At 37.0% G+C, this 14,154-nt stretch carries 16 protein-coding genes; 12 read left to right on the forward strand and 4 right to left on the reverse strand.

Translation table 11 applies throughout. The annotated features are described in order from the left end of the window. Positions 1 to 16 precede the first annotated feature (16 nt). A complete protein-coding gene (locus ACSKT4_RS11580) occupies positions 17 to 154 on the reverse strand; it encodes a cytochrome c oxidase subunit 2A (RefSeq protein ID WP_186869746.1) in 138 nt (45 codons plus the stop codon). Between the two features lie 242 nt (positions 155 to 396). Here ACSKT4_RS11580 and ACSKT4_RS11585 point away from each other — a divergent pair, with 242 nt between their 5' ends. Together ACSKT4_RS11585 and ACSKT4_RS11590 are read left to right on the forward strand one after the other, a co-directional pair. Next, complete coding sequence (locus ACSKT4_RS11585; protein WP_465823428.1) at positions 397 to 1,482, forward strand: type III polyketide synthase; 1,086 nt, start codon at positions 397 to 399, stop codon at positions 1,480 to 1,482. Then, entirely contained in the window at positions 1,482 to 2,000 is a 519-nt protein-coding gene (locus ACSKT4_RS11590) for an isoprenylcysteine carboxyl methyltransferase family protein (protein WP_186869744.1), read from the forward strand. The genes ACSKT4_RS11585 and ACSKT4_RS11590 overlap by 1 nt, the downstream gene beginning before the upstream one ends. A gap of 48 nt (positions 2,001 to 2,048) precedes the next feature. On the opposite strand, the gene ACSKT4_RS11595 is transcribed toward ACSKT4_RS11590, so the two are convergent. Beyond that, positions 2,049 to 2,249 carry a cold-shock protein gene (locus tag ACSKT4_RS11595; protein ID WP_186869743.1) on the reverse strand — a complete coding sequence of 67 codons (201 nt, stop codon included), beginning with the start codon at positions 2,247 to 2,249 and terminating at the stop codon, positions 2,049 to 2,051. 350 nt (positions 2,250 to 2,599) lie between these two features. On the opposite strand from ACSKT4_RS11595, the gene ACSKT4_RS11600 reads away from it, so the two are divergent. Next, on the forward strand, positions 2,600 to 4,270 hold the full coding sequence (locus ACSKT4_RS11600) for a formate--tetrahydrofolate ligase (RefSeq protein WP_186869957.1): 1,671 nt from the start codon (positions 2,600 to 2,602) through the stop codon (positions 4,268 to 4,270). Next, entirely contained in the window at positions 4,270 to 4,863 is a 594-nt protein-coding gene (locus tag ACSKT4_RS11605; RefSeq protein WP_186869742.1) for an HD domain-containing protein, read from the forward strand. The genes ACSKT4_RS11600 and ACSKT4_RS11605 overlap by 1 nt, the downstream gene beginning before the upstream one ends. Before the next feature lie 67 nt (positions 4,864 to 4,930). On the opposite strand, the gene ACSKT4_RS11610 is transcribed toward ACSKT4_RS11605, so the two are convergent. Beyond that, positions 4,931 to 5,941: a C40 family peptidase gene (locus ACSKT4_RS11610; protein WP_186869741.1), complete on the reverse strand. Its 1,011-nt coding sequence runs from the start codon at positions 5,939 to 5,941 to the stop codon at positions 4,931 to 4,933. Between the two features lie 135 nt (positions 5,942 to 6,076). Here ACSKT4_RS11610 and ACSKT4_RS11615 point away from each other — a divergent pair, with 135 nt between their 5' ends. From ACSKT4_RS11615 to ACSKT4_RS11640, 6 genes are all read left to right on the forward strand, one after another. Next, on the forward strand, positions 6,077 to 7,033 hold the full coding sequence (locus tag ACSKT4_RS11615; protein WP_186869740.1) for a thymidylate synthase: 957 nt from the start codon (positions 6,077 to 6,079) through the stop codon (positions 7,031 to 7,033). Positions 7,034 to 7,045: 12 nt separating this feature from the next. Further along, the gene (locus ACSKT4_RS11620; RefSeq protein ID WP_186869739.1) at positions 7,046 to 7,537 is read left to right on the forward strand and encodes a dihydrofolate reductase; all 492 of its coding nucleotides are present in this window, start codon (positions 7,046 to 7,048) and stop codon (positions 7,535 to 7,537) included. Between the two features lie 135 nt (positions 7,538 to 7,672). Continuing rightward, positions 7,673 to 7,909 carry a twin-arginine translocase TatA/TatE family subunit gene (gene tatA / locus ACSKT4_RS11625; protein ID WP_281413767.1) on the forward strand — a complete coding sequence of 79 codons (237 nt, stop codon included), beginning with the start codon at positions 7,673 to 7,675 and terminating at the stop codon, positions 7,907 to 7,909. Between the two features lie 20 nt (positions 7,910 to 7,929). Next, positions 7,930 to 8,133 (forward strand): twin-arginine translocase TatA/TatE family subunit, encoded by a 204-nt coding sequence (locus ACSKT4_RS11630; protein ID WP_186869738.1) that lies wholly within the window; start codon positions 7,930 to 7,932, stop codon positions 8,131 to 8,133. A 164-nt stretch (positions 8,134 to 8,297) separates the two neighbouring features. After that, positions 8,298 to 9,041, forward strand: coding sequence for a twin-arginine translocase subunit TatC (gene tatC, locus ACSKT4_RS11635; RefSeq protein ID WP_186869737.1), 744 nt, complete (start codon positions 8,298 to 8,300; stop codon positions 9,039 to 9,041). A gap of 23 nt (positions 9,042 to 9,064) precedes the next feature. Further along, positions 9,065 to 9,286: a YozE family protein gene (locus tag ACSKT4_RS11640; RefSeq protein WP_186869736.1), complete on the forward strand. Its 222-nt coding sequence runs from the start codon at positions 9,065 to 9,067 to the stop codon at positions 9,284 to 9,286. Positions 9,287 to 9,317: 31 nt separating this feature from the next. Here the strand turns inward: ACSKT4_RS11640 and ACSKT4_RS11645 are convergent, their stop codons facing one another. After that, positions 9,318 to 9,641, reverse strand: coding sequence for a YolD-like family protein (locus tag ACSKT4_RS11645; RefSeq protein WP_186869735.1), 324 nt, complete (start codon positions 9,639 to 9,641; stop codon positions 9,318 to 9,320). Between the two features lie 119 nt (positions 9,642 to 9,760). On the opposite strand from ACSKT4_RS11645, the gene ACSKT4_RS11650 reads away from it, so the two are divergent. Together ACSKT4_RS11650 and ACSKT4_RS11655 are read left to right on the forward strand one after the other, a co-directional pair. Further along, positions 9,761 to 10,912: an exonuclease SbcCD subunit D gene (locus tag ACSKT4_RS11650; protein ID WP_186869734.1), complete on the forward strand. Its 1,152-nt coding sequence runs from the start codon at positions 9,761 to 9,763 to the stop codon at positions 10,910 to 10,912. Between the two features lies 1 nt (position 10,913). Then, positions 10,914 to 14,027, forward strand: a complete 3,114-nt coding sequence (locus ACSKT4_RS11655) for an AAA family ATPase (protein ID WP_186869733.1) — start codon at positions 10,914 to 10,916, stop codon at positions 14,025 to 14,027. Positions 14,028 to 14,154 lie beyond the last annotated feature (127 nt).

The following is a 14,154-nucleotide window of genomic DNA, read 5'->3' on the forward strand; positions in this document are numbered from 1 at the left end:
ACACTCCTTTTCTTAGTTACCTCGAAATAAATAACGCAAATGCACCAATCCAACTGATGATGATAAATACACCTAATAGCATTACTGAAATGAAGGTACCTTTTAGTTCGGGCTTTTCTTTCTCAGATGCTTTTTTTGTTTCTTGATTTCGCATAAGAGATCCTCCCTTTTGATTTGTTAGTTATTACACCTTCATCATACACAAATTTCCAATACAGAAAATGCCAATCAGCTAACGTTCATCTTTTGTTCAATAGTGCCTTGGAATCCTTGGTATTACTGCGTTTTATAAGAAGAGAACGAAATGAAATGTGGCAGAAATATGTAAAAATAAGTAATAAATTATGAAAAGCGTAACAAACTAACTTCAAAAATGGCTTTTTAAAAGGTGAGACCATGACAATTATTTGTTCTGTTGGGAGAGCTATACCAAAATATGAAATAGCTCAAAATCAAGTAAAAGATTTAGTACAGAAGATTTTTCAGTACTCAGAAAGGGAAGTAACGAGACTTTTACCAGTATTTGATAATGCTTCGATCCAATCTAGACAATTTGTAGTAGAGGAGGATTGGTTTTTAACGGATCACAGCTTTGAAGAACGTAATGGCTTGTACCAGCAATATTCGATTGATTATGCTACTCAAGCAATGGATGATTGCTTACAGCGTGCTAATCTGACAGAGGCAATATCCTATGAGGATATTGACTTACTTTCATTTGTATCTAGTACCGGTGTTTCTACTCCTTCTGTGGATGCCTATTTGATGAACAAACGTCCATTTCGGCCTAATGTAGACCGAATGCCTCTTTGGGGATTAGGGTGTGCTGGTGGAGCGATTGGATTATCTAGAGTGTTTAATTGGCTGAAGGCCAATCCAAGTAAAGTCGCTATGCTAGTCACTTGTGAGCTGTGTAGTCTTACATTTCAAAAAACAGATAATAAGAAAAGTAATTTAGTTGGAACAGCTTTATTTGGAGATGGGATTAGTGCTGTATTACTCATTGGAGAAAAGTCTCCGTTTCGCAATAAGCTGAATAAGCCCTTACCGGTTATTCAATCTTATAGCTCGTATACCGCGAAGAATTCTACAGATGTAATGGGGTGGAAGGTAGTCAATACAGGATTTGAAGTTATTTTCTCAAAGAGTATTCCTACACTAGTTAACACCGTTTGGAAGCCCCATATGGAAATGTTTTTACAGGATACGGGTTTACAGGTAGAGGATATTCATAGTGTTATCGCACATCCTGGAGGAAAGAAGGTAATCGAAGCCATGATAAACGCATTACATATTCCGAAAGAGAGACTTAAATATACGTATAAGATACTAGAAGATCATGGCAATATGTCCTCCTCCACGGTGCTCTATGTTTTACGAGAATGGTTACAGCAGGATATGGTACCTGGAAATAAAGGCATTGTCTGTGCATTAGGGCCTGGTTTTAGTTCTGAAATATTATTACTGGAGTGGGATGAATAATGGCATTATGGATGTGGATGTTAATTTTATTTATTATTGGACAACGATTAGTAGAATTAGTTATTGCTAAACAAAATGAGAAATGGATGAAGGCAAGAGGGGGAATCGAAACAGGAAGTGCACATTACAAATGGTTTATTTATTTACATATTCTGTTTTTTATAAGCGTCTTTTTAGAAACATCGATGAAATTGGTTAATCAGGAGGTTGTCTTTAGTTATTTCTATTTTTTCGTATTTTTATTGGCACAGTTGGCTAGGTTTTGGTGCATCTACTCTCTTGGGCGATTTTGGAACACTAAAATCATTGTTATGCCTAGAGTGGCCTTAATTAAAAAGGGTCCTTATAAATATATAAAGCATCCGAATTACGTTATTGTAGCTGTTGAACTCTTTGTGATTCCGATGTTATTTGGTGCGTATCTAAGTGCAATTGTATTCCCAATACTCCATGTGTTGTTATTAAGGATTCGAATTCCAGCAGAGGAGAAAGCATTAACTTCGATACCAAAGCTATAAAAAAACGGTAATCAACTTTGATTACCGTTCTTCATTATATAGGTTTTTTTATTTTTTAACTACGTTAGCTGCTTGTGGACCACGTTCACCTTCAACGATCTCGAAGGAAACTTCTTGGCCTTCTTCTAGTGTCTTAAAGCCTTCACCTTGGATAGCTGAATAGTGAACGAATACATCGTTCCCACCTTCAACAGAAATGAAACCATAGCCTTTTTCTGCATTAAACCATTTTACTACTCCGTTTTCCATGTAAATAATCCTCCTAAAACCTTCACGTAATCGTGATAATACAAATCAGAAAAATGAGTATCAAAAAAGGCAGCTCTTAAAGAAAGACTGGATCATATCAACCCACTTCTTCCGTTCGAAGCTACCACTTTTAATGATCCATAAATCTTCATTGCTTGTGATAAATATAGCTTATTTTGATATGTCAGTCAAGTTGCAAATTGGTATATAATACGGAATAATCCAATCTGTCTGTTATTTAACTGACATTCATTGTATAATTATAGTATGTTGTTTATTAGCTGAAATATGTATTATTTTATTTTTTTCTGGTCAGCAAAAAATGTTAAAAGGAGATAAGAAGAATGAAAATGAAGTCCGATATAGAAATCGCACAAGAAGCTACGTTAAAGCCGATACATAAGATTGCTGAAGAACTTAATTTATCCGATGAAGATTATGAACCCTATGGCCATACAAAGGCTAAATTATCCGATCGGCTTTTGGCTAAATTAGCTGATAAACCGAATGGGAAAGTGATTTTAGTAACTGCCATTAGTCCGACACCAGCGGGAGAAGGGAAATCCACAGTTACTGTAGGTCTTGGACAAGCATTGAATAAGATTGGAAAAAAGACTGTCATTGCACTACGAGAGCCTTCACTTGGTCCGGTAATGGGAATTAAAGGTGGCGCAGCTGGTGGTGGATACTCCCAAGTACTTCCAATGGAAGATATAAATTTGCATTTCACCGGTGACTTACATGCTATTACAAGTGCTAATAATGCTTTAGCAGCTATGATTGATAACCATATTCATCAGGGGAATGAATTAAATATTGACCCAAGAAGAATTGAATTTAAACGGGTTATGGACATGAATGACCGCGCTTTAAGACAAATTGTAGTCGGTCTTGGTGGACCGTTACGAGGAGTTCCTAGAGAGGATGGCTTCAATATTACGGTTGCTTCAGAGATTATGGCAATCCTATGTTTGTCTAACGATTTACAGGACCTAAAGAACCGAATTTCTAATATTGTTATTGGCTATACCTACGAAGAAGAGCCCGTTTATGCTCGAGATTTGAAGGTAGAGGGTGCTTTAACACTCCTTTTGAAGGATGCGATTAAGCCTAATTTAGTCCAAACAATCGAAAATACACCAGCCATCATACATGGTGGCCCTTTTGCTAATATTGCACACGGATGTAATAGTATTATTGCTACAAAGACAGCAGCGAAATTAGGAGAATATGTAGTAACAGAAGCGGGATTTGGTGCAGATTTAGGAGCGGAAAAGTTCCTTGACATTAAGACCAGAGCTGGAAATATTGAAACCGATGCAGTAGTCATTGTTGCGACAGTGCGGGCTTTAAAAATGCATGGTGGTGTGCCAAAGGATGAGCTTACAGTAGAAAATATTGACGCACTGAAGGCTGGTATGGAAAACCTTCAAAAGCATATTGAAACGATCCAGTACTTTGGCTTACCATTTGTGATTGCTATTAATCAATTTCCAACAGACACAACGAATGAAGTGGAATATATTAAAGCATGGTGTGAGGAAAGCAACTATGAAGTAGCATTGACAAATGTATGGGCTCAGGGAGGAGAAGGTGGAATAGAACTCGCTGAAAAAGTTGTCCAAACGATTGAATCAAAAGAAAAACAGTTTAAGCATGTTTATGAGCTAGAGGATGCATTAGATACGAAAATCATTAAAATCGCTAAAACCGTATATGGTGCGGATGGCGTAGAATTTTCATCCAAAGCCAAAAAACAGCTTGCTTTCTTTGAAAAGCAAGGCTGGGGGAACTTACCGGTTTGTATGGCAAAAACACAGTATTCATTGTCGGATAACCCTGCATTACTTGGACGACCAACGGGCTTTACAATTACGATAAGAGAGTTCCGCCCTTCTATCGGAGCTGGATTTATTGTCGCATTAACCGGTGATATTATGACGATGCCAGGACTTCCAAAGAAACCAGCCGCCTTAAAGATGGATGTAACAGAAGATGGTAAGATTGTAGGGCTATTTTAATGAACCAAAACGAACAAATTTTAGCGATTCAAGCATATTGTCAAAAACTTTTTGGCAAAGATTCAACCGGACATGACTTTTTTCATTTAAAACGGGTAGCAAGACTTGCAAGTCAAATTGCAAAACAAGAGAATGCGAACACTTTTATCTGTGTATCAGGTGCTTGGCTTCATGATGTTGGAGATCATAAATTGTTCGATGCCCCTGCAAGAGCCCTTAACGATATGGACAAATTCTTGACTTCTATACAGGTTTCTAAGGAGGATATTCAAGCCATTCATCAAGCAATAGAAAACATATCTTTCAGTAAAGGGAAAATACCATCGTCCATAGAAGGAAAAATCATTCAAGACGCTGATCGAATAGATGCCATTGGTGCAATTGGTATTGCAAGAACGTTTGCATATGGAGGGGCGAAGGGAAGGCTAATGTATCATGATGTAGAAAAGCAGGATACATCATTACAGCATTTTTATGATAAAATTTTACATCTAAAGGATACGTTACATACAGATGCGGCTAAAAAACTAGCTGAGGAAAGACATGCATTTGTTGAAGCCTTTATCGAACAATTTCTCGAAGAATGGGGATAAACGGGAAGTAATCGTATCAATAAAATTGTAATGAAGGAGAGCGAATACCGCTCTCCTTCATTAATGCTTAGCCATCAATCCGCTTCGCACCTAAGTATCGGGTTTGCCAATAGGATTCGTCCATATTACTCACTTCCACACCTTCTAAACTGGCATGGATAAATTGATTATTCCCTATATAAATTCCAGCATGAGACGGGCCTGGTTTATATGTCTCAAAGAAAACGATATCTCCAACTGATAGTGAATTTACCGGAGTGGCAAAGTTCCAAATGTCACTTACTGTTCTCGGAATAGTGACACCATTTACGCTATAAATATATTGTAAAAAGCCACTACAATCAAACCCACCAGGTGAACTACCACCCCAAACATAAGGAGTTCCGATATGATCCTGAGCCGCTTGGATTATACTAGTATAATTTGCTGGCGCTGTAACATTTTTTACCTTTGTGTTGGACTTTGTTTCTGCTTCTGTACTAGAATTGCTAATTGTTGCTTGTTGTCTTTCTTGGTTATACATTGTTTGAAGGGATTCTTGCGGTGCTTCATCAAGAAAATCAATATCATGTTTTTCTTCTGCAATTTCGATAGCCTGTTTAGTTAACGGGCCATACATTCCATCAATTTCACCTTCATAATAACCGAAGTACTGTAAGGATTCCTGAATAATTTTAACATCCTCACTGTGAAGACCTGGGTATACTTTATCTGATAATTTTTCTAGCCTTTTAATATGTCGTTCAATATCTACTTCAATAAGCGCAATAATCGTTTCCTTATCTGCTTGACCGGTAATCGTAATATTGTGATCCCGTTGAAATTTTTTAATAGCATGCTCGGTTAGAATGCCTAAATCTCCATCAACTTTATCGTCATAATACGATAGCTCATTTAATTTATACTGTAAAATACGAACTGCTTCTCCGTGATCACCATATTCTAATTGATTCGCTTCTAATAATGTTTTATTTCCAATAATAGGATAGGCTCCTGCGTAAAGGGCAAATGGTTGACTCAGAACAAAGCTGTATAACAATGTATTCTTGGCTAAATTTTCAACCGTACCATTTAACATGCGTTAATACCCCTTTCGATTGGACTCTTGTTAACTAGTTTTATTGCAAATATATAGAAAATATGAATTACGATTATGTTACAAGATTATTATGGTACAATATAAAAAAATGAAGAAGATATGGGGGAGCTCGTAATGATAACAGGAGAACAAGCTTATCTAGACTTATGTCAGCATATATTAACTAATGGTACAAAACGAGATGACCGAACCAATACTGGTACATATTCCGTATTTGGTCACCAAATGCGATTTGATTTACAAGAAGGTTTTCCACTACTAACGACGAAAAGAGTTCCGTTTCGTTTAGTTGCAAGTGAATTATTATGGTTTATTAAAGGGGATACTAATATCCGTTATTTATTAGAAAATAATAACAACATCTGGAATGAATGGGCTTTTAAAAAATGGGTAGAAAGTGATGAGTATATTGGCCCTGATATGACCGATTTTGGGAATCGCAGTCAGGTAGATCCTGCATTCAATGAAGTTTATGAAGAACAAATGGAATATTTTAAGCAAAAAGTATTAGAAGATGACCAATTCGCAGAAAAATATGGTGACCTTGGTTCTGTATACGGAAAGCAATGGAGAGCTTGGAAAACATCACAAAATGAAACGATTGATCAGCTACAAGAGGTAATTGAAGCCATTCGTACGAATCCAAATTCTCGTAGACATATGGTATCTGCTTGGAATCCGGAAGAGGTTCCAAATATGGCATTACCGCCTTGTCATACGCTATTTCAATTCTATGTAGCGGATGGTAAGCTATCTTGTCAACTCTACCAACGCAGTGCAGATGTATTTTTAGGAGTGCCGTTTAATATCGCTAGTTATGCATTATTAACCCATCTTATTGCACATGAAACAGGTCTTGAAGTTGGGGAGTTTGTCCATACACTGGGAGATGCTCATATTTATGGGAATCATGTAGAACAAGTAAAACTACAATTAACTCGAGAGATGAAAGCAATGCCAAAGCTTAGATTGAACCAAGAAAAAGCGTCAATCTTTGATTTTGAACTTAGCGATTTTGAAATAATTGGCTATGACCCACATCCTACCATTAAAGCGCCTATTGCGGTGTAAGGAGGAATTTACTTGTTATCACTATTATTTGCAATGGATCGTAATCGTGTCATTGGTTCCAATAATGATTTACCTTGGCATCTACCGAATGATTTGAAATTTTTCAAGGAAACAACGACGGGCCATACGATTATCATGGGAAGAAAGACGTTCGATTCGATTGGACGAGCACTACCGAACCGGAGAAATATTGTGTTAAGCAGAAACAATATAACACTTCCTGAAGGTGTAGAATTAATTCACGATATGGACACGATTATCGAAATGAAGGAACAGAATCCTAATGAAGAGTTATTTGTCATTGGTGGCGGTGCTTTATTTAAAGACATCCTTCCATATGCAGACCGTATGTATGTGACTTTAATTGATGAGGAATTTGAAGGAGATGTTTATTTTCCGACCTTTTCATCTGATATGTGGAGAGAAACCTCTACTGTTAAAGGGATAAAGGATGAGAAGAATCCGTATGATTATTACTTTATTCAGTATGATCGAATCCGTTAATTTGCTTGGTGGTTGTTTATTCTACTGTTAACTGATAAAATAAAGGTGGTTATAATGATGTAACCATCTTTGTTTTATGAACGTTTTGTGAGCGTTTCTTTTGATACATATATTTTGTAAGTGTTTTAAACTATAATGAAACTAATTTTGATAGAAGAAGGTGTCAATATGGGTCCTATTGGAATTCCAGGTTTAATTTTAATCCTAATCATTGCTTTAGTTATTTTTGGTCCAAAAAAACTACCTGAAATCGGAAAGGCCGCTGGTCAAACGTTAAAGGAGTTCAAGAAATCTGCAAAGGATTTAACGGAAGATGTAACGGAAGAAATTAAGGATGCAAAAGATCTTACGCAAGGTAAGGATAATAAATAAATTACTTGGAGTGAACAGCAATGAGTGGTATCGGTGTACCTGGTTTAATATTAATTCTTATTGTTGCATTAGTCATCTTTGGTCCGTCGAAACTACCTGAAATCGGAAAGGCTTTTGGTAGTTCATTACGCGAGTTTCGCAATGCTGCAAAGGACATTGTTTCAGAGGATAACAAGCAAGAAAAGCCGGTTAACGAAGTAAATACAACGATTAAAAATGACTAACTAAAGGTGTAAGGTGGATAACCTTGCATCTTCTTTTCTGTTGTGATCTCTTTCTTGCCAGATCATGGTGAGGATTCCTAGTATACCGTATATAGACAAGCTTTTATAACAAGTATTAGTATAATGAAATTTGATACAGCATTTGAACTCTTGGGGTGTTTTGTATGGCGCGTAAGAATAAAGAGAAAGAAATGAATTTTACTGGTCATCTAGCGGAGCTTAGAAATAGGTTAGTGGTAACTGCTCTCTTCTTTGTTGCGTTTTTTATTATAGGTTTTGTATATGTTAGAGATATTTATGGATTTTTTGAGAGTCATATTGACTTTAAACTAGCAGTAATTGGTTTAGGAGAAGTGTTTTGGGTGCAATTTACTATGGCTGGAATCGTTGCATTAGCTGCTACTCTTCCAATATTAGCTTTGCAGATTTGGTTGTTTATTAAGCCAGGGCTTACGCCTAAAGAAAGAAGAGCATCCTTAGCGTATATCCCGGTCATTTTCCTGCTGTTTGTTGGTGGACTAGTTGTTGGTTATATCATGTTTATCAATTTAATATTACCATTCTTATTATCACTAAATGATGGTATGTTTAATGAAATGTTTACGGTAGAAAAGTATTTTAAGTTCGTCTTTCGCATTACTTTACCATTTGCTATTATTTTTGAAATACCAATTATTGCGATGTTTTTAACTAGTATTGGCATTTTATCGCCAAACGCGATGCGAAAAATGAGAAAATATGCTTATTTTATTTTGATTATCGTTGCTGCGATGGTTACACCACCAGACTTTATTTTACCATTAATCGTTGCAATTCCGTTCTTTCTATTATATGAAATCAGTATTTACCTTTCTACTACGGTATATAGAAAGAAAGAGAAGAAGCATCGTGAATTTATGGAAGGCTAATTTATATTTTTGAGGTGTTTTATATGCGCTCGTTCTATCATTTTATGATGAGCTATCGTGGAAAAAAGAAGCCAGATGAGGAAAGTAAACTGGCAGATTGGATGTTTCAGGATCATAATTTTCCGAGGCACTCTGATAACTATGACGAAATTAGCGAGTATTTAGAATGGAATAGTCCATTCACCAATGCGATATCTGTATTTGACTCGCTGTGGGAAATATATGTAATAAAAGAAAAAGATTAAACTAGGGTCTGTCGATTAGACAGACCCATTACTATGATTGAATACGATATATATCGTTAAATGGAATAGCTAGTATTTCTTCGTTTAGATTCTTCAAGAGAACCTTTTGCTTTAGTTGATCGAACCTTTGAATCGTCCCACTAATCGCTAACATTTTCCCGCTTTGGTAATACGTTAATGTAATAAGCTGATTGTCCTGATACGCCTCGATCATTTGATTGTTTATTAGCTCAAGCTCCTGCTCATCTAGTAGAGGCCGTTGGATACGTTTATCCTCACTCCATATAGATTTTAGGAGTTCTACATGCTCAGGGAGCATTAATGAAGTCCATTTGATGGATCCTCTATCATTCACGATTTTATCACCTCATCCTTATTATATACGAACATTTGTTTGTTTATCAAGAAAGCAATATACTGTAGAGTAACGAAACATGATAAAATAGAAGAAGAAATCACAAGGGGGAAAGTAGTATGAAAATAGTACACACCGCTGATTGGCATCTTGGAAAGATTGTGAATAGCGTTCATATGACAGAGGAACAAGCGTATATTCTTGATCAGTTAGTAGACATCATTCGAACAGAGAACCCGGATGTGTTAGTAATTGCAGGCGATTTGTATGATAGAGCTATTCCACCAAAGGAAGCTGTAGATTTATTAAATCGCGTATTAACAACCCTTGTAACAGACATAAAGATCCCAGTATTAGCGATTTCTGGTAATCATGATAGTCCAGAACGTTTAGAATTTGGCACGGAATTATTCCGCTCACAAGGGCTTTATATTGAAACCAGGCTAAGTAGAAGTCTTGAGCCTGTTGTTATAGAAGACGAGCATGGTCCTGTTTACTTTCATTTAGTTCCATACATTGAGCCTGCCGAGGCTAGGGAACTATTTAACGATGATACGATTCATTCCCATCAAACAGCAATGGAAGCCGTAACGAACTATATTAGAGAGCATCATGACATGAAGGAACGTCACCTATTTGTAGGACATGCTTTTGTAGCTGGGGGAATGGAGTCTGAATCAGAGGAGCGATTATCGATGATTGGTGGAACTCCATATGTTGATGCGAATTTGTTTCAAGACTTTGTTTATGTTGCGTTAGGACATTTGCATCAACCACAGCGTATTAAGCGAGATGAGGTAAGGTATAGTGGTTCGATTTTAAAATACTCCTTTTCTGAAGCTACTCATAAGAAGTCTGTCACCATTATTGAACTAGACGCTGATGGAACGTGTGAGTTAAAAGCTATTCCGTTAGTACCGAAGCATGATATGCGTATTGTGGAAGGATATTTTGAGGATCTTCTTACCAATCCACTAGAAAACAATGAGGATTACTTGCACATCCGCCTTCTCGACAAGGGACAGATAATGGATCCGATGTACAAGCTAAGGAAAGTGTATCCGAATATTTTACGATTAGAGCGGGTTGGATTTTCTACAACCAAGAGCTTACTAGATTTACAACAAATTCGCCAAAAGCAAACACAATCTCATACAGAGCTATTTGCTTCCTTTTATGAAGAGATTACTGGTGAAGCGATCGATGAGAAACGAATGGCGTATATCGAAAGTACGATTTCGACTGTAATGGCAAAGGAAAGAGGGGAATAAAATGCGTGCAATCAAGCTAAGTGTGACTGCTTTCGGTCCCTATTTAGAAAAGCAAGTTATTGACTTTGAGTTGTTAGGTGATGAATCTATTTTTCTAATAACTGGCCCCACTGGTGCTGGAAAGACAACTGTGTTTGATGCGATTTGTTATGCTTTATATGGGAGAGCAAGTGGCTCTGATCGTGACCAAGACTCGCTACGCAGCCATTTTGCAGCAATAGATGAGCCTACTGAAGTAGTATTCCAATTTGCCCTAAATAACCGCGTGTATGAGATTATACGTAATCCTAAGCAACAAAAGAAAAAAGAACGTGGCGATGGTTACACCGAAGAGCCAGCTAAGGCAATCCTGTATGAGATTGTCAATGGAGAAAAACAATTGCTATCCTCTCGTATTAAGGATGTCAATGAAACAATTGAAGAGAAGCTTGGATTTGATTATGAGCAATTTCGTAAAATGGTACTAATTCCTCAAGGAGAATTTCGTAAGCTCATCTCAGAAAATAGTAGAGAACGTGAAGCCATTCTTCAGAAGATATTCCGTACCCATTTTTATGAAAAAATGACGGATGAATTAAAAATTCAAGCGAAAGAATTAGAAACTCAAATGAAAAAGCTAGAAGCGGATATGGAATATGAACTATCTAAAATTGACTGGCAACATGTTGAAATAGAAGAGTCGGATACTAATGAGGTTAAACTAGATAAACTCCGTCTAGAAATTGAAGAAACAGAGAATAGAGCGACTGAGCAAAACGAAGCAATAGGGAAGCAGCGGGAAAAGTTAAAACTTGTAGAGGATAAGCTCAGAAAAGCGAGTATCATTGAAGAGAAGTTTAAGGAACAACAAGCCCTCTTAGTACAACAGCATCGGCTTGATCAGCAGAAATCTTCAATGGCAGAACAGAAAGCAAGGCTTCACCTTGCTAGAACCGCTCAGCAACTTGTCCCACTTGAAGAACAAGCCGCTTCACGACAGGTAGAGTGGCAAAGACAAGCTAAACGTCTACAGGAGCAAGAAGCCAATCTAGCTCAGCTAAATAAAGAGTATGAGAGCGTGAAACAGAAATATGAAGTGGCGATAAGTAAGGAATCGGAACGCGAAACATTAAAAGAAGAAATTAAACGTGGCAAAGAACAGCTGCAGCTTGTGAATACTTATCTTGAATTAACGAAGACAATGGATGAGCTGGAGCAGAAGAAAACCCAAGCCAATGATCAACTAACGCAAACGCAAATAAACTTACAAAAATTAGAAGCTAAAATGAAAGAGTTAGAAACACAATTAGCAGAAGAGACGACATTAACTAAAGCGTATTATGAAACAAGAGATGCGTTAATAGAACAAGAGGATAGGAAGAAAAAATTAACGGAATATCAAATAGAAAGTCACAAGCTAATTGGTTTAAGGCAACAATATGCAACCGCTAAGCGAAAATATCAAGAAAAACAAGAGCATATTAAGCATTTAAAGGACAAGTACGATAAGCTACTACTAGCTCAAAATGAGCAATTTGCTGGATGGCTTGCCCATGAGTTAGTACCAGGTGAACCTTGTCCGGTTTGTGGGTCTACACATCATCCGAATAAAGCTGTACAAGATACATTCGAACATAACATGGAAGAACTAGAAGAATTAAAAGCATTAATCCAGAAGCAGGAGCTAGAGTTTGATGCTGTGCAACAGGATTTTGTTAACCATAAAACGAATGGGCAAACACAGCGTTCTTTCGTTGATAAGCTACAAGCTGAATTAGAAACGATTTTCCCTGGCTTCACGAATGAACAAGTTCAAACTGTGGAAGCCAATGTAACGAATGAGGTAGACAGTATCAAACGAAAATTAGAAGGAATAACCACTAAACTAAAGGAAATAAAAAGTATCCAAGACAAAAAAGTCACCTATCAGAATAAAGAAACAGAATTAAAACAAACGTTTGATTTAATATCCAAACATGTGCAAGAGCTTAATGATGAATTACTAAAAACCTCTGCAAAAGCGGAAGCATTAGCAAAACAATTACCAACCGAAGTGGAAGATCCGACAACATTTACTAACCTCGTAATCGAGAAAGAAAAACAGTATGAACAAATGATGGTCGAATGGGAGCAATTAAAGTCTTCTTATGAGAAAATAAATGAGCTACGACAAAAACAAACGACCGTTTTAGAACAAGTTCAAGGATTTGAACAAGAAACAAACGATAGCTATCAACTGCAAAAGCAGAAGTTTCTTACTGCAATTGCCGAAAATGGATTCGCGAATATAGAAGAATACCATAAAGTAAAATTATCACTTGAACAACAAAAACAACTAGAGACAGAAATAGAGACATACGAAGCAACAGTAAAGAGAATTCAATTTCGATTAGAGGAACTAAACGAACAGCTAGAAAAGGTAGAAAGAGTAAATTTAGAAGCGTTGGAAGCAGAGGCTAATCTATGTAAGGAAGAGCTACAACAAATGCAGGAAAGATTATTAACCATTCAATCAAAACAAAAGCATGATGAGGAAAGTAGACAACGACTAAAGACTATTATGCAAAATAATAAGGAGTTAGAAACCGATTATTATATAGTCGGATCATTAGCAGATTTATCGAGTGGAAATAATGCCTTACGTTTATCTTTTGAACGGTACGTATTAGCTTCTTTCTTAGATGAAATTTTACTACAAGCAAATGTGCGATTGGATCGTATGACAGATCATCGCTATCAACTAGTCCGAAGTGGGGAAGTGGCGAAGCGAGGTGCACAGAGTGGGCTCGACTTAGAAGTCATGGATCATCATACTGGGATTACACGATCAGTCAAAACCTTATCAGGTGGGGAAGGATTTAAAGCGGCACTAAGCTTAGCACTAGGATTAGCAGATGTCGTCCAAGCCCATGCTGGTGGTGTTCAACTTGATACATTATTTATCGATGAAGGATTTGGCACGTTAGATGAGATTTCCCTACAACAAGCAATTGACTGCTTAAAGGATCTCCAAGAAAGCAATCGATTACTCGGAATTATTTCTCATGTACCAGCTCTAAAGAGTGAAATTCATACGAAACTAGTTATCGAGCCTTCTCATAGAGGGTCTAAATTAGCTTTCCGTTTTGGAAATTAACCGGATCCTATTCAAAAAATGCGCTCTTTCGTCAAGAATCGCTCTATATCGCATGATACATGTAGTTTCCTGCGGTTCCCCGGGAAATACAGGCTCTTTTTTTATTATTCATATTGTTTGCCTACAC

The organism is Ornithinibacillus liuyingii, assembly GCF_055550225.1.

Coding starts and splice junctions, on each gene's coding strand:
- ACSKT4_RS11580 (WP_186869746.1), bottom strand. CDS start 154: ATGCGAAATCAAGAAACAAAAAAAGCATCTGAGAAAGAAAAGCCCGAA.
- ACSKT4_RS11585 (WP_465823428.1), top strand. CDS start 397: ATGACAATTATTTGTTCTGTTGGGAGAGCTATACCAAAATATGAAATA.
- ACSKT4_RS11590 (WP_186869744.1), top strand. CDS start 1,482: ATGGCATTATGGATGTGGATGTTAATTTTATTTATTATTGGACAACGA.
- ACSKT4_RS11595 (WP_186869743.1), bottom strand. CDS start 2,249: ATGGAAAACGGAGTAGTAAAATGGTTTAATGCAGAAAAAGGCTATGGT.
- ACSKT4_RS11600 (WP_186869957.1), top strand. CDS start 2,600: ATGAAGTCCGATATAGAAATCGCACAAGAAGCTACGTTAAAGCCGATA.
- ACSKT4_RS11605 (WP_186869742.1), top strand. CDS start 4,270: ATGAACCAAAACGAACAAATTTTAGCGATTCAAGCATATTGTCAAAAA.
- ACSKT4_RS11610 (WP_186869741.1), bottom strand. CDS start 5,941: ATGTTAAATGGTACGGTTGAAAATTTAGCCAAGAATACATTGTTATAC.
- ACSKT4_RS11615 (WP_186869740.1), top strand. CDS start 6,077: ATGATAACAGGAGAACAAGCTTATCTAGACTTATGTCAGCATATATTA.
- tatA (WP_281413767.1), top strand. CDS start 7,673: ATGAAACTAATTTTGATAGAAGAAGGTGTCAATATGGGTCCTATTGGA.
- ACSKT4_RS11630 (WP_186869738.1), top strand. CDS start 7,930: ATGAGTGGTATCGGTGTACCTGGTTTAATATTAATTCTTATTGTTGCA.
- tatC (WP_186869737.1), top strand. CDS start 8,298: ATGGCGCGTAAGAATAAAGAGAAAGAAATGAATTTTACTGGTCATCTA.
- ACSKT4_RS11640 (WP_186869736.1), top strand. CDS start 9,065: ATGCGCTCGTTCTATCATTTTATGATGAGCTATCGTGGAAAAAAGAAG.
- ACSKT4_RS11650 (WP_186869734.1), top strand. CDS start 9,761: ATGAAAATAGTACACACCGCTGATTGGCATCTTGGAAAGATTGTGAAT.
- ACSKT4_RS11655 (WP_186869733.1), top strand. CDS start 10,914: ATGCGTGCAATCAAGCTAAGTGTGACTGCTTTCGGTCCCTATTTAGAA.